The sequence below is a fragment of the Pseudarthrobacter xylosi genome (assembly GCF_055412765.1).
Genome location: NZ_JBVAYT010000007.1, coordinates 82,227 through 99,609, shown reverse-complemented (window position 1 = coordinate 99,609; position 17,383 = coordinate 82,227). Strand labels below are relative to the sequence as shown.

The window sequence follows — 17,383 nt, the reverse complement described above, 5'->3', positions numbered from 1 at the left end:
AAAGGTACGCCATGACTATTGCCCACGAAGAAGCGGTTATCGATTCGGCCGCCGTCGATGCCATTTTTGCCGAGGCCCGCACGGCCAACTCCTTCACCGGCGAGGTGACCGAGGACCAGGCCCGCGCCATCTACGAACTCACCAAGTTCGGCCCCACGGCGTTCAACTCCCAGCCCCTTCGCGTGACCTACGTCCGCTCGGATGAGGCCCGCGCCACGCTGGTTGACACCCTGGCCAACGGCAACAAGGCCAAGACCGCCTCCGCGCCGCTGGTTGCCGTCCTCAGCTACGACACCGCCTGGGCTGAGCAGTGGGACAACTTCCTCCCCGAATACAACGCTCCCAAGGCTATGTACGACGCCGCGCCGGACCTCGCCGCGTCCACCGGCAACAACAACGCTCACCTGCAGGCCGGCTACTTCATCCTGGCTGTCCGGTCCCTCGGCCTCGCTGCGGGCCCGATGACCGGAGCCGACTTCGGCGCCATTGACGCCGCGTTCTTCCCGGCCGGCGACCAGAAGAGCTTCCTGGTGGTCAACATCGGCCAGGCCGGCGCAGACGCGTGGGGCGCAGCGAAGCCCAAGTTCAGCTACGAGGACGTCGTCCGCACCGTCTAACGCTCTCTCACTTATAGCGGCTTTAACACCGATGCTCTCTCACTTTCCTGAAGAAAGTGAGAGAGCATCGGTCATTTAAGCGCTTTTAGTGAGAGAGCGTTCCACTTTGCCTGCGCAGGCTAGGCGATGACGCCGTCCACCAGCGCCTTGGCTTCCGCCTGGACCTGCTTGAGGTGCTCCTCGCCCTTGAAGGACTCCGCGTAGATCTTGTAGACGTCCTCGGTCCCGGACGGGCGCGCGGCGAACCAGGCGTTCTCCGTGACCACCTTGAGCCCGCCGATGGCCGCACCGTTGCCGGGCGCCTCGGTCAGCTTGGCGGTGATAGTTTCGCCTGCGAGTTCCGTTGCGGTGACGTCCGACGGCGAGAGCTTGCCGAGTGCCGCCTTCTGCTCCCGCGTGGCTGCTGCATCAATGCGAGCGTAGACGGGGGCGCCGAACTGGTCGGTCAGGCCCTTGTAGAGCTGGGACGGGGACTTGCCGGTGACCGCGGTGATCTCCGAGGCCAGCAGCGCAAGCAGGATGCCGTCCTTGTCGGTGGTCCAGACGCTGCCGTCCAGCTTGTTAAAGGAGGCGCCGGCCGATTCCTCGCCGCCGAATGCGCCCTCGCCGGACAGCAGGCCCGGCACAAACCACTTGAAGCCCACAGGGACCTCAACCAGTTTCCGGCCCAGGCTTTCGGCCACACGGTCGATGATCGAGGACGAGACCAGGGTCTTGCCCACCACCGAGTTGGGGTTCCAGCCGCTGCGGTTGCGGTAAAGGTAATCGATGGCGACGGCGAGGTAGTGGTTCGGGTTCATCAGGCCACCCACCCCATCCACAACGGGTGTCACGATGCCGTGCCGGTCGGCGTCGGCGTCGTTGCCGGTGGCGATGTCGAACGCGGCTGAACTGCCGCCGTCGGACATCCTGTTGATCAGGGAGGCCATGGCGAACGGCGAGGAGCAGTCCATCCGGATCTTCTCGTCCCAGTCCAGGGTCATGAAGGCCCACTGCGGATCAACGGTGGGGTTCACCACGGTCAGGTCCAGGTGGTGGCGCTCGCCGATCTCGCCCCAGTAATCCACTGCGGCACCGCCCATGGGGTCGGCGCCGATGCGGACGCCGGCTTCGCGGATGGCGTCCAGGTTCAATACGGACGGGAGGTCGTCAACGTAGCTGCTGAGGAAGTCGAACTTGCCGGTGCTGTCGGCTGCCAGGGCATCCGCCACAGCAATGCGCTTCACGCCGCGCAGGTCATTTTCGAGGAGTTCGTTGGCGCGGTTGGCGATCCAGCCTGTGGCGTCGGAATCGGCCGGGCCGCCGTGCGGAGGGTTGTACTTGAAGCCACCGTCTCCGGGCGGGTTGTGGCTGGGCGTGACCACAATGCCGTCCGCCTCCGGGGTGCCGTGCTGGCGGTTGTTGTTGTAGGTGAGGATCGCGTGGCTCAGTGCCGGTGTGGGGGTGTAGCCGTGCCGCGCGTCGATCAGCACGTGCACGCCGTTGGCGGCAAGGACCTCGAGAGCGGAGTTCTGCGCCGGTTCGCTGAGGGCGTGGGTGTCCTTCGCCAGGAAAAGCGGGCCGGTGATGCCCTGCCCGGCGCGGTATTCCACGATTGCCTGCGTGATCGCGACGATGTGTTTTTCGTTGAACGACGCTTTCAGGCTCGAGCCGCGGTGCCCGGAAGTACCGAACGCCACGCGCTGGCCGGGATCACTCAGATCCGGCGCGATGTCGTAATACGCGTCGAGGAGCGCAGTGATGTCAACAAGGTCCTGGGGTTGGGCAACTGTGCCCGCGCGGCTAGCCATGGCACCAGCATGCCAGACGTGGCGGGGAGTCAAAACGCCGGGTCCATAATTCGGCCCCTATGACGCGGAAAGTCCCCTCCCCGGCCTTCGGCAGCAGGTAGTTAAAGCGAGTACTGGCCCCCAAAGTACCTATATACCGGCTCCCTGCGCCGCTGCTACGTTCGGAAAACTGAGGAAAGAATGCCCGACGGCGGGGAGCGCCGCCGTCGGGAACTGCAGTAAGCGTCGGGCACTGCAGTACGCCGGTAGGCAGCGATCAAGGGGGCAGGTCATGGGGGCAGGGGACGGCGCAGCGGAGCAGGCGAGGCTGGCTGCAGAACGCGTGCAGCGGCTGAAACGCCAACTCGATCAGGCTGAACGTGCCACGAAGTCGTGGCACGCCGGTGCCCTGGGCGAGCGGCTCGTGGCGGACAGCCTGAGCGGGCTCATTCCGCACGGCTGGTACCTTCTGAACGATGTCCACTGGCCCGGGCGGCCCAAAGCCAACCTTGACCATGTGCTGGTGGGTCCCGGCGGAGTGGTGGTGGTGGATGCCAAGAACTGGACCGGGGAGGTCCGGGTCTCCGCCGGTGTCCTGTGGCAGGGCCGTTTTGCCAGGACTCAGTCCGTGGACGGCGCATTGGCGCAGTGCGCCGCCGTTGCGTCCGTGCTGGCGCCGCCCCTCCGGCGGTTCGTCCGCCCGTTGATCTGCCTCGCCGGGCAGCCGGACCTCTTCGGCATCACCAATTCCGACGTCGCCGTGGCAGGCGCCGGTCGCGTTGTTGCCGCCGTCCTGGCGCTGCCCCCGGTGCTCGACCAGCAGACGGTGGTAGGCCTGTATGCGCAACTCGGCGAGCAGCTCACGCAGGAATCTGCGGAAAGTCCTGCGGTGAACTCGCTGACGGTGAAGTCGCCCACCGTGAAGCCGCTGACCGACGAGCCGGCGGCCGGACGGCTAGCGGTGGCGGGGCCGCCGCGGTCCGGGCAAGGAGGGCCCCGGCGACGCTCCCACGGCACCGGCCCCGGGGTGCGTCGTGGGGCGGGCGGCGTCCGATCCGTTCGTGCAGGGAAGTCGAAGGCACAGCACCACGCCGCAGTTGGCTTGACCCGGTTGATGTTCCTGGCTGCTTTGGTGGTTTTTGCTGTTTATGTGCTGCCGTATTGGGGGCGGTAGGACTGGAATGAGGGATACGGTAGGCCTGTATTGCAGGCGGCGGTAGGCTGGGAATCGAAGACTTCGAATGGGGAAAAACATGACTGACCAGCCAACTCCGCGCCCTGATTCGCAAGGGTCCGCCGCCCAGGGACCAGGCGATTCGCCGGCAGGCTACGAGCCGCCGCAGTTTGTGCCGCCGCAGGGCCCCAGCATTCCGGCGCCGCCTTTGTATGACCAGAATCAGTACGGCCAGAATCAGTACGGCACAGACCAGTACAGCCAACCCGGCGAGTACACCCAGCCGGGTGCGTACAGCCAGCCTGGCGATCAGTACGGCGCGGCATATACCCAGCCCCCAAGCCCTTACGGCCAGGGTGCCAGCCCCTATGGTCAGGCGGCGTACGGGCAACCTGCTTACGGGCAACCTGCTTACGGCCAGCCCGCCTACTACAGTATGCCGGCGCAGCAGCCCAAGGGCCTGAGCATCGCCAGCATGGTTCTCGGCATTTCGTCGGTCCTTCTTGGCTGGTTCATGATTCCGCAGATCGCCGCAATCATCACCGGCCATCTGGCCCTCCGCCGCGAACCGTCGGGCAAGGGCATGTCCATCACCGGGCTGGTCCTGGGCTACCTTTGCCTGCTCGGCTACGGAGCGTTCTGGCTGCTCCTCATCATCGGGCTGATGTCGTACGGCACCACCTACGGGTACTGACACCGATCGAAACTGGATCCGGATTGCAGGGCAGGCTGGCCCGCCGCGGACTTCCAGGCAGCGGAAAGGCCCCCGTGAGGGGGCCTTTCTTCAGTCGGGCCTGAACAACAAATTCAGACTCTCGCGCGCCGGCGCTCAGCGGCCGGTTCCTGGGCTTCGTCGGCCTTCCGGCGACGCGGGAAGGCCCAGAAGCTGAAGTCCTGGGCCGTGTAATGCGGCTCCGGACGGTCCGGCGGTGTCTCCTGGCGCGCTTCGGGTTTCCGGTCGGCTTCCTTCTTGGTACGCCAACCGAACTCCTCCATCGATGAATAGCACATCACAGACCTCCTCTTAGTGACTGCCCCTTAATCGTCCTCCGAATCGGCTCCGGAGTCGACACCCTGAGCGGTTCAAACGGGCGTCAGAAGCCGAGCTGGGCCGCCACCTGCAGCAGGAGCAGTTCCGATCCTGCCGGCCCCACAAGCTGGATCCCCATCGGCAGGCCAAGGGCCTGTTGCCCTCCGGTCCAGTACACAGGAATCGTGATCGCCGGCAGGCCGCAGACGTTCACCATGGAGGACCACGGCGCGAATTCGCACTGCCGGCGGTAATCGCCGTCAGCATCCCCGGGCCATTCCGCAGCCGGCCACGGTTCGTCACCGTGCGTGGCGCCCGTAAACCAGCCCACGGGACGGGGCGTCTGCGCCAGGGCCGGCATCAGCATCAGGTCCCAGCCGCCGTACTGCGTGACGGTGTCGCGCTCGAATTGCCGCAGGAAAGCCAGTGATTCATTGAGCTTGGCGGCGCTGCGCTGCTGGGCCCTGCGCCTGAACGTGCGCGTCAGAGGGGCCAGAAGCGCTTCGCGGTGCGGACTGATCCGGGCAGTTCCGACGGCGGCGGTCCACGCTGTGGTGAAGGCGTCCGGGTAGCGGTTGTCATAGCGGATGGCGGCTTCGCTGACGGCGTGCCCGGCATGCTCCAGCATTTCGAGGCCCGACTGCAACGCAGCCAAGGCCTCGGTTTCCGGTGTGAACGGGAAAGTTGTGGACCATGGGCTGTCCAGGGTCAGGCCGATGCGCAGCGATCGCGGCTCGTGTCCCACGGCGCCGAGATAAATGTTGTCAGGAGACGGCACCAGAGCATCCATCAGGAGGGCCGCGTCGGCCGCGCTGCGGGCCAGTGGCCCCGCCACCACCAGCCGGGCTGGATCGCCTGAACTCTCGCCGGAGGGCACCACGCCGCGGCCGGGTTTGAGGCCCACCAGGCCGCAGGCGGCGGCCGGGATGCGGACGGAACCGCCGCCGTCGGTCCCTGGCGCGAACGGAAGCAGGCCCGCGGCCACCGCGGCAGCGCTGCCTCCCGAGGAACCGCCGGAACTCCGGCTCGGGGCATGCGGATTGCGCGACGGCGGTGCGATGCGGTTCTCGCTGTATGCCGTCAGTCCAAACTCCGGAACCTGCGTCTTGCCCAATGAGACAACGCCAGCGGTCTTCAGGACTGTGGCCAAGGCGCCGTCGGCGGGCGCCGGCTTGTGGTCAAGCGCAGCGCTTCCGTGGGTGGTCACCACACCGGCGACGTCGGTCAGGTCCTTGAACGCCACCGGCATTCCGTGCAGGAGCGGCAGGCCGTCCGGGCTGGTCCCGGCGACCTCCGCAGAGTCGGTTCCGACGTCTTTTCGGAACCGGACCAGCCGGGCATCGGCGTCGGCTGCGTCGGCCATCGACTGTTCTGCGGTGACCGTGACAAAGGCGCCCAGCAGCGGATTCTGCTCCGCAATACGGGCCAGGTAGTGAGCGGTGGCCTCCCGTGCTGAGAGCGCCCCGGAGCGGAGCGCATCCCGCAGTTGGACGGCGGTGAGTTCGTGGATGTCAGCGGCGGAACCGGTTGTCTGCACAGCGGGCAAGGATCCTCCTACGGGTCATTTAGAAGCGTAACTTGTCCCTGGTTTCGGAAGCGGGGCGATCGGCTGGCGCTAGGCTGGAGGGAGACCCGTGACTCTCCCAAAAAGGACTCCCATGAGCGATTTCGATACCGTGCCCGTCAATGACGTCCCAGGCGACGCCGTGATCCTGGACGTCCGCGAAGACTACGAATGGGTAGCCGGACACGCTGAGGACGCTGTGCACATTCCCCTGGACCAGCTTCCGGCGCGGCTCGACGAACTGGACCCGGACCAGGACGTCTATGTCATCTGCCGCACGGGCGGGCGGTCCTTCCGCGCCGCGCAATGGCTCACCGGACAGGGGTATGCGGCCATCAATGTGGCCGGCGGAATGGACCAGTGGCTCGAGTCCGGCAAGCCGCTTGTGTCCGATAACGGCCTCAAGCCCCTCGTTCTGTAGTTCAACCGAATCTGTGTCCATCACCCAAGAGGAATTCATGCCCGCGACGCCCGTTACGTACACCTTCCTTGGGCCTGAGGGCACGTTCACCGAAGCGGCGCTGATGCAGGTTCCGGATGCCGCCAACGCAACCCGCATTCCAGCCTCCAACGTCAATGCCGCGCTGGACATGGTCCGAGCCGGCTCTGCTGACGCGGCGATGGTCCCCATTGAGAATTCGGTGGAAGGCGGCGTCACCGCTACGCTTGACGCCATCGCCAGCGGGCAGGAACTCCGGATTATCCGCGAAGTCCTGGTCCCCATCAGCTTCGTCCTGGTGGCCCGGCCGGGCGTGGCGGTGGCGGATATCCGCCGGATCTCCACCCACGGCCACGCGTGGGCGCAGTGCCGTCTTTGGGTGGACACGAACATTCCGGGCGCAGAATATATTGCAGGTTCCTCCACCGCGGCGGCCGCCATGGGGCTCCTGGGCGGCGAAGCCCACTACGACGCCGCGATCTGTGCGCCCATAGTGGCACAGGAGCAGCCGAGGCTGAGCGTCCTGGCAGAGAACATCGGCGACAACCCAGGAGCCGTAACACGGTTCATCCTGGTGGGCAGGCCGGGCGCACTGCCCGAACGGACCGGTGCGGATAAGACCACAGTGGTAGTCCCGCTGCCGGAAGACCGTCCGGGTGCGCTGATGGAAATCCTGGACCAATTCGCCACGAGGGGCGTGAACCTCAGCCGGATCGAATCCCGGCCGACAGGTCAGTACCTTGGCCACTACTTTTTCAGCATCGACGCCGACGGGCACATTGCGGATGCCCGTGTGGCTGACGCCTTGGCCGGGCTTCACCGCATCAGCCCGGCCACCCGCTTCCTGGGCTCCTATGGGCGGGCAGACGCCCAAAGCTCCAACGTCTCGCAACACACCTCTGACGAGGCATTCCGGGCTGCGCATGAATGGGTCGGACAGATTCTGCAGGGGGAATGAACGCGGCTTGACGATGACCAACGCTTCGCCCACAGCGTAGGTCAAGGTACTTCCGCGGGATAGTTACTGTGCGTATGCTTGCTTGATCCACTTGGGGGATGGCCCCTAACGAAGGGAGCAGGTCATGAGCACCAGCAGCACAGACAATGACGGCCAGGGCATGATCGTTAATCCCAGGCCCGCGGTCGACAACCAGGACTGGGACGGCGACGATGCGGACCGCGCTGACCGCCTGCGCTTCGAAGAGGAGCAGGCCATGATCCGTGAGCAGTCCGAGGCGCGCGCCGCGAAGGCCGCCGCAGAGGCTGAAGCGGTCAAGAAGGCAACTGCCTGAGGCCAGGCCTGCTTTAGGCCGGCTGGCCTTTCACCCTTATCAGGAGGGACCGCGGCTCCACCCGGACGGTGAGCTTGGTGGCCAAACCGGACGTGTCGCCGTCGATTTGTGTGGGCATGGGCTCCGGGGACTTGATGACAATTCGCCCGGCCCGGTACATCGTCATAATGGGCAGGTTGCCCTTGTGCTTGAAGAGGATCTTCGCGTACATGGCCAGCCAGCCGATGGCGCTGCGGGGGCTCATGACCACCACGTCCAGCATGCCGTCGTCGATCATCGCTTCCGGGATGAAGTCGATCCCGCCCGGCACCAGCCCACAGTTCGCAAAGAGGACGCTGCGGATGTTCCGGACCTGCTCAGGCTTGTCATCCAGCGCGACTGATACTTTCCTTCGACGCCCAGGCAGGTGACGCATTCCCGCCTCGGTATATGCGAGCCAACCCACGGCTTTCTTCAGGCCGGCATTGGTGTCCGCGAGAATCTCGGCGTCCATGCCGATCCCGGCGATCACCAGGAACGCGTGCTCGGACGAGTGTCCCGTGCGGGAGTTTTCGATGCCCATCCGCGCGGTATCGATGTAGCGTTGATGGCCAAAAAGCGCCGTCTGCACGTTGGCGTGAAGGTCGTAGACATCCAGATCCACGTTTCGGGCCAGGAGGTTTCCCGTCCCCAGGGGAATCAGGCCCATGGCCACGTCCGTATGCGCGAGGGATTCAGCCACCACCCGCACAGTACCGTCGCCACCGCCCACCAGAACGACGTCGGCCTTGTAGTCCAGCGCCGCCCGCGCCTGGGAGTATCCGGGGTCCTCGACGGTCGTTTCGAGGAAAAGCGGCTCGTCCCAGCCAGCCGTGACGCAGGCGCGCTGGATGGCTTCCTTTGCTTCCGGGGCACGTGCCTTCACGGGATTAAGAATGACCGCCACGCGTTGCTGGGTAAGGCCGGTTTCGTGTGCTTCTTCGTGGACAGCGCTGCGGACGTGCAGGGCTTTGAGCCTGCGGACGCCCCACCAGCTGGAGACGGCGAAAGCCAGCGCCGCCGCGCTCAGGACGTAAAGAAGCCAGTCGTTCATGGTGCTTCAACAGTAGCCCGGCCGCGGCGCCGCGATTCCCGCTGTGCTGCCGGGCAGTGTTGGTTCCGCCGGATTCGATACTCTTGTCTGGTGATCGACGTAAAAGACCTCAGCGAAAACCCGGACAAGTTCCGTGCCAGCCAGCGCGCCCGCGGCGCAGACGAATCAGTGGTGGACGCGATCATCGCCGCAGACTCCGCCAGGCGTGCGGCCCTGATCCGGTTTGAAAACCTCCGCGCCGAGCAGAACGTTTTCGGCAAGAAGGTGGCGCAGGCCAAGGGCGACGAGAAGAAGGCCCTGCTGGCCGAGGTCAAGGAACTGGCCAACACGGTGAAGGCCGCCTCCGCCGAGGCCGACGCTGTCCAAGCCAAGCAGGACGAACTGCTGCGCACCATCCCGAACCTTGTTGAAGACGGCGTCCCCGAGGGCGGCGAGGACGACTACGTAGTGGTCAAAACCGTTGGCACGCCCCGCGAGTTCCCCGATTTCGAGCCCAAGGACCACCTGGAAATCGGTGAGCTGATCGGCGCGATCGACATGGAGCGCGGCGCGAAGGTGTCCGGTTCACGCTTCTACTTCCTGCGCGGCGTGGGTGCACGCCTCGAGATGGCGTTGCTGCAGATGGCCATGGACCAGGCCATCGAAGCCGGCTTCGTTCCCATGATCACGCCTACCCTGGTGCGCCCCGAAACCATGCAGGGCACCGGCTTTGACGTAAAGCACGACGCCGAGATCTACCGCCTCGCCGAGGACGACCTTTACCTGGTGGGTACCTCCGAGGTTGCCCTGGCCGGCTACCACGCGGACGAGATCCTGGACCTGACGGCCGGCCCCATCCGGTTCGCCGGGCAGAGCTCCTGCTACCGCCGTGAGGCCGGTTCACACGGCAAGGACACCCGCGGCATCATCCGCGTGCACCAATTCAACAAGGTGGAGATGTTTGTCTACACCACGGTGGAAAAGGCCGCAGCCGAACACGAACGGCTCCTGGCGTGGGAAGAGGAGATGCTGGCCAAGTGCGAGCTTCCTTACCGGGTGATCGACACTGCCGCCGGTGACCTGGGCATGTCCGCAGCACGCAAGTTCGACTGCGAAGCTTGGGTTCCCACCCAGGGCGCTTACCGTGAACTTACGTCCACCTCGAACTGCACTACGTTCCAGGCCCGCCGCCTGAACATCCGTGAGCGTGTGGTCAACGACGAAGGCGCAGCCAAGGGCACCCGTGCCGTGGCTACCCTGAACGGCACGCTGGCCACCACCCGCTGGATCGTGGCCATCCTGGAGCACCACCAGAACGCCGACGGCTCGGTCAATGTCCCGGCCGGACTGCAGAAGTACCTGGGCGGCATGGAAGTCTTCCCCGTCCTCTAGCCTGCGCTGATCAGAGGAGAAATCCCCGTCACGTGGTCCATTCCCCCGGTAACGCGAGGGGGATGAGGCCGCGGGGCGGGGATTCTTGCGTGGTGATTCCGGCACCTTCGAGTTTCCGCCGCAATAAATCCGGGTCCGTTACCGCTTTCCAGTCCCGGCGGACAATCGTGTAGCCGAGAGCCCGAAGCCGGTCCTCGCGCTTTTTCTCCGCCAGAATGATCGCACGCGTAACGTTCCCAAGCTTTGAGTGCGAGCCATGCGGGCTTGCTGCAGTAGACCCGGCTGCTCGAATGTGGATAAGTCCCAGCAATTCCCCTCCGGGTGGGCTTTTCCCCTTGTCGCGCGGTGGGGAATTGACCGCGGGGCGGGGAATCTGCGGCTGGCAGGCGGGCGGACAGTGTGCCGAAGGTAAACACTCACACCGGGGATAACCTGTGAGTATTAACCGGGTGTTCATAAGCGCTGTGGCCTGCGTCCTAGCCGGTGTCGGGGGTCTCTGGTCTACTGGATGTATGACTACATTGACTGAAACCACAGTCGCTGGCATCGATGACCAGCGGATCGCAAGCGAAAACTGCATCACCAAGTTCATGGTTGCCCTGGACGTGGACGGAACCCTGGTGGACCACGATGGCCACATGTCAGTGCCCGTCCGCGAGGCCGCCCAGGCCGTGGTGGCCGCAGGGCACGACGTCCTGATCGCCACCGGCCGCTCCCTGAACGCCACGCTTCCCATCATCGAGCAGATCGGCATCGACAGCGGCTACGCCGTCTGCTGCAACGGCGGCGTGACCCTGCGGCTGGATCCGGACCTGTCCGACGGTTACGAGATCATCCACAAGGCCACGTTCGATCCGGCCCCGGCGCTCCGTGCGTTGCGGGAGAAGCTGCCCACGGCCAAGTATGCGCTGGAGGACGAGGACGGCAACTTCCTGTCCACTGAACGCTTCCAGGACGCCAGCTTCGGCGTCGAGGCGATCGGCGTCGACTTCCAGACTCTGCTCGAGGCCACCGCCGTCCGCCTGGTGGTGTTCAGCACCGAAAACACGCCGGAGGAATTCTCCTCAACCATCAAGGAGATCGGCCTGGCCGGCGTCACCTACTCGGTCGGCTGGACCGCGTGGCTGGACATCGCCGCGGCCGGCGTCACCAAAGCCAGCGCGCTGGAACGGCTCCGCGGCCAGTTGGGGACTGAGCCCCACCGGACCGTGGCTATTGGCGACGGCCGGAACGACATCGAAATGCTGGGCTGGGCCGGGCGAGGAGTCGCCATGGGCCAGGCCCCGGAGGAAGTCATCGCCGCCGCGGATGAGGTTACTCATTCAGTGTTCGACGACGGCGCCGCGCACGTGCTGCGCAGCCTCCTGCCGTAGGGCTAACTCCTCGATGGCGGGCTTGGCCCGGGCGGCGCTACTTCTCGTCCGGTCCGAGGTCAGGCCCGGATACAAAGCGGACGTCGCGGGTGGCGCTGCCTTGAAGTTCAAGGATAGCTAGGACGTTGCGGCCTTTCCTGAGGAGCGGCCCCGGAACGTAGAGCGTGCGCTGCGGTCCGCGGCTCCAGTACCGGCCGAGGTTAAAGCCGTTGACGTAGGCGTTGCCCTTCGTCCAGCCGTCCAGGCGCAGGTACCGGTCGCCCGGGCCGTCCGCCTCGAACGCCGCGAACGACAGGGACGGCCCGGCCACCCCGCCGGCTCCGTCCAGTCCAGCGGCCAACGCCCCGAAGGGGCTGGAACCGTCCAAGTCCAGGTTCTCCAGGTCCAGAGGCCGGATCTGCCAGTCACGAAGCTCACCGCCGTCCAGCTCGGCCGGTCCGATGAGTCCCTTGGACTCGCCGATCCGCGGTCCGTAATTCACCCGGCCCTGGTCTTCCACCAGGACCTGCAGGAGACCGCCGCCGGGGATCACGATGGCGCGCTCGCCGAGTTCGCGGCTGAGCGTGCCGAGCGGGAGCCCGTCGAGGAAGAACTGCGCCCGGTCGCGGACCTCCGCGAAAGCCAGGACGCCGCCGCGGTCCAGGGTGCGCTCGTAGAGGCAGAAGCCGCGGTACTGCCCCGTGACTTCGGAGGTGGGCACCGGCCCTGCCACCTCCAGGGCAGAACCGAGTTCATCCGCCGCGCTGAGCAGCTGGACACTCGAGTGCACGGTGACCACTGACTCCGGCTGCAGAGGCCGTGCAGCCGGGACCTCCGCAGGCACAGGGAAGTGCTTCGCGATCACGTCCCGGAAGGCTAAGTATTTGGCCGTCGGATAGCCGTCCTCACTGAGCGGAGCGTCGTAGTCGTACGACGTGATGGTCGGTTCGTAGATGCCCTTGTCGTTGGCGCCGTTCGTAAAGCCGAAGTTCGTGCCCCCATGGAACATGTAGATGTTCACCGACGCCCCCGCGGACAGCAGCGCATCGAGTTCGGCCGCGGAGGCAGCGGCGTCGGTGGTGTGGTGGTGGGCGCCCCAGTTGTCGAACCAGCCGTTCCAGAACTCGGCACACATCAGCGGGCCGGTGGGCTGCCGCTCGCGCAGGAATTGAAGGCGCTCCAGGGAACGTGAACCAAATGTCCCGGTTTTGTGCAGATCGGGCAGCGACCCGTCCTCGATCATGGTGCCGAACGGCTGGTCGCAGGTGAACAGTGGGATGTCCACGCCGTGGCGTTTCACCAGGCCCACGAGGTTTTGCAGGTACGCCTTGTCGCTGCCGTAGGCGCCATATTCGTTTTCGATCTGCAGCAGGATGACCGGCCCGCCGCGCGTCACCTGCCGTTCCACCACCAGGGGCAGCAGGGCGTCGAAGTACGAGCCGACCGCCGCAAGGTAGCCCGGTTCGCTGCTTCGCACGCCCACGGTGGGGTCGCTGAAAAGCCACGCCGGCAGTCCGCCGTTGTCCCATTCGGCGCAGATGTACGGTCCGGGCCGGACGCTTGCCCGCATGCCTTCCGCCGCCACCAAATCCAGGAAACGGCCCAAGTCCAACTGTCCCTCCACCAGGAACCTCCCCGGAACGGGGGAGTGCTCGTTCCACGGCACGTAGGTCTCAATGGTGTTCAATCCCATGAGCCGCGCCTTGTGGATCCGGTCCTCCCACAGGTCCGGGTGGACCCTGAAGTAGTGGATGGCGCCGGAAAGAATGCGGAAGGGCTCGTCGTTCAGCAGGAAGTGGCGATCGCCGATGGCAAAGGTATCCAAGGAAGCTCCTATGGGGTCGTCGCAGCTGGTCAGAGGGCGGCGTGGAAGGCGAAGGCGGCGTTGCTCCAGACCACAAACAGCAGGGGCGCCGGCGCCAGGGCCACGCCAAGCACCGGCTGGAGCAGTGCGGCCGAGGCGATGATGCCCAGCAGAACCAGCATGGCCAGGCTCAGGTACCAGCGCTGGACGCACAGGTACAGCGACGCCTTGACCAGGCTCTTGAGCCGGGCATCCGGAAGAAGTACGACGCCGGCAATCACCAGCACAGCCACGCTCACCGTTGCTGCCGCGGCCACCACAATGCCGGGGACGAGCAGGGCAGCTGCCGGCATCGACTGGACCGCGACGAGGTCCACGCCAAGGAACAGCAGCAGCGCGACGGCTGCCAGCCCCAGCGGCGCGGTGCGCCGGAAGCTGCGCCCATAGCCGCGGAGGAAGGAGGCAAACGGCTTAACCGCGCCGCCGTCGTCGTTCAGTGCCTGAAAGGCGGCGAACAGGCCGGCGAGCGACGGCGGAACCGTCACGGAAAGCGCCAGGAAGAACGGCCAGGCGGCCATGGGATCAGCCACCAGCGCCAGGCAAAGCACCAGCGGGGCGTTGGACAGCGCCAGCATCACATTGCCGGCCAGGAACGTGTAGACGAACCCGAAGATGCTGCTGAACGCCTCGAACCCCGGGCCTGCCCACCGCCGCCGGTGCGGCAGGGTTGTCTGCTGGCGCATGGTGGTCATCCTTTCATGCCGCTCGTCGCGATGCCCTGGATGAAGTAGCGCTGGCCGATCAGGAAGATGATCAGGATCGGGATCACCGAGATGACGGAACCGGTCATGATCATGGCGTATTCGGCGTCAAACTGCCCCACGAAGGAGCGCAGGCCGAGCTGGACCGTCCACAGCCGGTTGCTGGTCAGGTAGATGAACGGGCCCATGTAGTCGTTCCAGGTGTTCACGAACGTCAGCAGGGCCAGGCTGGCGAGGGCGGGCTTGGACAGGGGCAGGATCACCCGGGCCCAGATGCCGTACTCGCTGAGGCCGTCGATCCGGGCGGCCTCGCAGAGTTCATCGGGGATGGTCATGTAGAACTGGCGCATCAGGAACACGCCGAACGCGCCGAAAGCCTGCAGCAGGATGAGGGCGTTGAAACTGTTGGTGAGCCCCAGCTGCTGCATCATGATGTACTGCGGCACCATGTAGGCCTGCCACGGCACCGCGATGGTGCCGATGTACGCCAGGAACAGGACGTCCCTGCCCGGGAAGCGGACCTTCGCGAAGCCGTAGGCCGCGAGGGAGCCGGTCAGGACCTGCAGACACGTGATGATCACCGCGAGGTAGAGCGAGTTCTGCAGGTAGCCCATCATAGGGATGCGCGTCCAGATGTCCGTGTAGTTGCTCCACACGAACTCCGCGGGGATCCACTGGATGGGGACGGTGAGGACTTGGTTGTTCTCCTTCAGGGAGGAGGAGAGCATCCAGATGAAAGGGATCAGGAGCGCCATCACCAGGACCGCCAGGACCGCGTAGATCACCACGTCCGTGGTGCGCTTCCTGCGCTCGCGCGGGGATTGTCGCTGGGTACGACGGCGGTCTTCGGGGGCGGGTGCCAGGCCAACGCCGAGGAACTGTGCCTCGGCCTTGAGATCTTCGGCGAGGTTGGTCATCAGCGTTCCCTCCGCTGTTGGAGCTTGAATTGCAGGACGGTGACCGTGAGCACGATCAGGAACAGCACCAGGGAGATGGCAGAGGAGTAACCGAACTTCCCTTCGCCGATGCCCTCCTGGTAGATGAGCTGGGACAGCACCGTGGTGGCGCGCCCGGGCCCGCCGTTGGTCATCACCACAATCAGGTCAAAGACCTTGAAGCTGGACACTGTCAGCATGACCACCACAAAGAACGTGGTAGGCCGCAGCGACGGCAGGGTGACGTTCCAGAACCGCTGCCACGGGCTGGCGCCGTCCACCTCCGCCGCTTCGTAGAGTTCGGTGGGGATGGCCTGAAGCCCGGCTAAGTACAGAATCATGTAGTAGCCCATGTCCCGCCACACACTGGTGATGATCACGGCGGGCATGGCCCAGTCGGAACTGGAGGTCCAGCCTGGCGCCTCAGCAATGCCGATGGCGTGCAGGACCTGGTTGATCGGCCCGTTGTCCGGGCTGAAGAGCATGTTCCAGACGACGGCGACAGCCACCAGCGAGGTGATGTAGGGGAAGAAGATGGCCACCCGGAAGAAGCCGATGCCCTTGAGTTTCCGGTTCAGGAGCAGAGCCAGGACCAGGGCCAGGGCCATGGTCAGCGGGACGTGTCCCAGGGCGTAGACCACCGTGTTGCGCAGGGCCACCCAGAACGTATCGCTCTGCACCATGCGCTGGAAGTTTGCCAGGCCCACCCACTTGGGTGCGCTGAACGAGGTCCACTCCATAAACGACAGGGCGAAGGCGGCCAGCACAGGGATGAGGGTGAAGGCCAGGAAGCCCAGGAAGTTCGGCAGGATGAACGTCCAGCCGATCAGCGTGTTGCGCCGCGCCTGCTTCCGGTTGCCCCGGCTGTGGACAGCCGGGGCCTCCTTCGCTGTTTCCGGCTTGAGTGTTTCCGTAGTCACTGGCCCAGGACTTCGCTCTTGACGCGCTTGCCCATTTCTGCGATGCCGTCAGCCACGGAGCGTTCGCCCACCATGATCAGGTCGTGTTCCTGGTTGAGGATCTTATCGGTGGCTGCAGACTTGTCGCTCACGGGCATCTCGAGGACCGTCTTGTCAGGGGTGAAGGCCTTTTTGGAGAGTTCGTCGGTGGGCAGGCCGTCCAGTTTGAAGTAGGCGTCCGTGACGGCATCGTTCTTTAGCGCAGGGACGACGCCGTTCTTGGAAATAGCCTTGGCGCCCTCTTCGCCGGCGGCCCACTCGATGAACTTTTTGGCTTCATCGGAGTGTGAGGCGTTCTTGTTGACGGCGAAGGCCGTGGGTGAGCCGAACGTGGTGACCTTGCCGCCGGAGGTTTTCTGCGGCATGGGAGCCAGGCCCCAGTTGACGTTGGTTTTGCCGTCCTTCTTGGCCTGCAGGACGCCGGCGATGTACCAGGTACCCATCGGCATCATGGCAGCCTGGCCGGTTTCGAACATGGTGCGGTAGCTGGTCTTCTGGCTCTTTGCCGTGCCGAAGTCCAGGGTGGCGCCGCTCTTTTGCAGTTCCAGCGCGGTGTTGTACTGGTCTTCGAAGAAGTTGTAGTCGCCGCCGATCTGGTCGCCGTCGTTCTGGGCAGCAGAGATTGCCTGGATCACTGAACGCCAGATGTGGTGGTAGGTGCCGTAGGCGGTCTTGCCGTCGGCGCCCTTGGTGGTCAGCTTCTGGGCCAGGGCAGCGTACTCGTCCCAGGTGAGGTCTGCGGGGTCTTCCACGCCGGCGGCCTTGAAGATGTCCTTGTTGTAGTAGAGCAGCCAGAAGTCCTGGCGGTACGGGGCGGCGAAGTATTTGCCGTCGACGTCGAACGCGTCCAGGCCTGCGAGGTTGTCCTTGTCCAGCGTGTCCACCACGCTGCTGATTTCCTGGAGCTGGCCGTTGCTGGCGTACCGGGAGTAATCGATGACGTTTTTCATGGTCAGGACGTCTGTGGTGTCGCCGCCGGCCAGCATGGTGGTGACCTTCTGGGGATAGTCATCGGCCAGGATGTCCACGGGCTCGATGTCCACCTTGGGGTTGGCGGCTTCATAGGCGTCGAAGAGTGCCTTGAATTCGGGCGTCCCTTCGTAGTTCCAGACGGAGACAGTCAGGCGCGTCTTGCCTTCCTGGGCCTGCGGTTCGGCCGGTCCGGCGGCGCCGCCGCATCCGGTCAGGCCGAGCCCGGCCGTTACGGCCAGTGCGATCGCGGCGAGGGTTGTGCGCTTCATTGC

Annotated in this window: 17 protein-coding genes; 8 read left to right on the top strand and 9 right to left on the bottom strand. The window is 65.2% G+C overall.

Going from position 1 to position 17,383, the window contains the following annotated elements; all coding sequences use genetic code 11:
- The first annotated feature begins 11 nt into the window (after positions 1 to 11).
- Positions 12 to 617, top strand: a complete 606-nt coding sequence (locus tag ACZY1F_RS15435; protein ID WP_463918324.1) for a malonic semialdehyde reductase — start codon at positions 12 to 14, stop codon at positions 615 to 617.
- Positions 618 to 736: 119 nt separating this feature from the next.
- On the opposite strand, the gene pgm is transcribed toward ACZY1F_RS15435, so the two are convergent.
- Positions 737 to 2,407 (bottom strand): phosphoglucomutase (alpha-D-glucose-1,6-bisphosphate-dependent), encoded by a 1,671-nt coding sequence (pgm, locus tag ACZY1F_RS15430; protein ID WP_463942771.1) that lies wholly within the window; start codon positions 2,405 to 2,407, stop codon positions 737 to 739.
- A 271-nt stretch (positions 2,408 to 2,678) separates the two neighbouring features.
- On the opposite strand from pgm, the gene ACZY1F_RS15425 reads away from it, so the two are divergent.
- Entirely contained in the window at positions 2,679 to 3,560 is an 882-nt protein-coding gene (locus ACZY1F_RS15425) for a nuclease-related domain-containing protein (protein ID WP_463942769.1), read from the top strand.
- 79 nt (positions 3,561 to 3,639) lie between these two features.
- On the top strand, positions 3,640 to 4,254 hold the full coding sequence (locus ACZY1F_RS15420; RefSeq protein ID WP_463942767.1) for a DUF4190 domain-containing protein: 615 nt from the start codon (positions 3,640 to 3,642) through the stop codon (positions 4,252 to 4,254).
- Positions 4,255 to 4,367: 113 nt separating this feature from the next.
- On the opposite strand, the gene ACZY1F_RS15415 is transcribed toward ACZY1F_RS15420, so the two are convergent.
- Together ACZY1F_RS15415 and ACZY1F_RS15410 are read right to left on the bottom strand one after the other, a co-directional pair.
- Entirely contained in the window at positions 4,368 to 4,571 is a 204-nt protein-coding gene (locus ACZY1F_RS15415; protein WP_463942766.1) for a hypothetical protein, read from the bottom strand.
- Positions 4,572 to 4,654: 83 nt separating this feature from the next.
- A complete protein-coding gene (locus ACZY1F_RS15410) occupies positions 4,655 to 6,136 on the bottom strand; it encodes an amidase (RefSeq protein ID WP_463942764.1) in 1,482 nt (493 codons plus the stop codon).
- Positions 6,137 to 6,248: 112 nt separating this feature from the next.
- Between ACZY1F_RS15410 and ACZY1F_RS15405 the strand changes: the two genes are divergently transcribed.
- The 3 genes from ACZY1F_RS15405 (at position 6,249) to ACZY1F_RS15395 (ending at position 7,885) form a co-directional block, all read left to right on the top strand.
- Complete coding sequence (locus tag ACZY1F_RS15405; protein WP_463942762.1) at positions 6,249 to 6,575, top strand: rhodanese-like domain-containing protein; 327 nt, start codon at positions 6,249 to 6,251, stop codon at positions 6,573 to 6,575.
- Positions 6,576 to 6,612: 37 nt separating this feature from the next.
- A complete protein-coding gene (pheA, locus tag ACZY1F_RS15400; protein ID WP_463942761.1) occupies positions 6,613 to 7,551 on the top strand; it encodes a prephenate dehydratase in 939 nt (312 codons plus the stop codon).
- A 124-nt stretch (positions 7,552 to 7,675) separates the two neighbouring features.
- Positions 7,676 to 7,885, top strand: a complete 210-nt coding sequence (locus tag ACZY1F_RS15395) for a hypothetical protein (protein ID WP_463942759.1) — start codon at positions 7,676 to 7,678, stop codon at positions 7,883 to 7,885.
- A 13-nt stretch (positions 7,886 to 7,898) separates the two neighbouring features.
- Here the strand turns inward: ACZY1F_RS15395 and ACZY1F_RS15390 are convergent, their stop codons facing one another.
- The gene (locus ACZY1F_RS15390; protein ID WP_463942757.1) at positions 7,899 to 8,957 is read right to left on the bottom strand and encodes a diacylglycerol/lipid kinase family protein; all 1,059 of its coding nucleotides are present in this window, start codon (positions 8,955 to 8,957) and stop codon (positions 7,899 to 7,901) included.
- Positions 8,958 to 9,047: 90 nt separating this feature from the next.
- Between ACZY1F_RS15390 and serS the strand changes: the two genes are divergently transcribed.
- Both serS and ACZY1F_RS15380 read left to right on the top strand, forming a co-directional pair.
- Entirely contained in the window at positions 9,048 to 10,328 is a 1,281-nt protein-coding gene (gene serS / locus ACZY1F_RS15385) for a serine--tRNA ligase (RefSeq protein WP_463942755.1), read from the top strand.
- Positions 10,329 to 10,840: 512 nt separating this feature from the next.
- Positions 10,841 to 11,701, top strand: coding sequence for an HAD family hydrolase (locus ACZY1F_RS15380; RefSeq protein ID WP_463942753.1), 861 nt, complete (start codon positions 10,841 to 10,843; stop codon positions 11,699 to 11,701).
- A 37-nt stretch (positions 11,702 to 11,738) separates the two neighbouring features.
- On the opposite strand, the gene ACZY1F_RS15375 is transcribed toward ACZY1F_RS15380, so the two are convergent.
- The 5 genes from ACZY1F_RS15375 to ACZY1F_RS15355 are packed head-to-tail and all read right to left on the bottom strand — an operon-like array spanning position 11,739 to position 17,380.
- A complete protein-coding gene (locus ACZY1F_RS15375) occupies positions 11,739 to 13,505 on the bottom strand; it encodes a glycoside hydrolase family 35 protein (protein WP_463942751.1) in 1,767 nt (588 codons plus the stop codon).
- Between the two features lie 29 nt (positions 13,506 to 13,534).
- On the bottom strand, positions 13,535 to 14,227 hold the full coding sequence (locus ACZY1F_RS15370) for a hypothetical protein (RefSeq protein WP_463942749.1): 693 nt from the start codon (positions 14,225 to 14,227) through the stop codon (positions 13,535 to 13,537).
- Positions 14,228 to 14,232: 5 nt separating this feature from the next.
- Complete coding sequence (locus tag ACZY1F_RS15365) at positions 14,233 to 15,162, bottom strand: carbohydrate ABC transporter permease (RefSeq protein WP_463942748.1); 930 nt, start codon at positions 15,160 to 15,162, stop codon at positions 14,233 to 14,235.
- Positions 15,162 to 16,100, bottom strand: coding sequence for a carbohydrate ABC transporter permease (locus tag ACZY1F_RS15360; protein ID WP_463942747.1), 939 nt, complete (start codon positions 16,098 to 16,100; stop codon positions 15,162 to 15,164). Before ACZY1F_RS15360 ends, ACZY1F_RS15365 begins: the two co-directional genes overlap by 1 nt.
- Positions 16,097 to 17,380 (bottom strand): ABC transporter substrate-binding protein, encoded by a 1,284-nt coding sequence (locus tag ACZY1F_RS15355; protein WP_463942745.1) that lies wholly within the window; start codon positions 17,378 to 17,380, stop codon positions 16,097 to 16,099. Before ACZY1F_RS15355 ends, ACZY1F_RS15360 begins: the two co-directional genes overlap by 4 nt.
- Between the last annotated feature and the right edge of the window lie 3 nt (positions 17,381 to 17,383).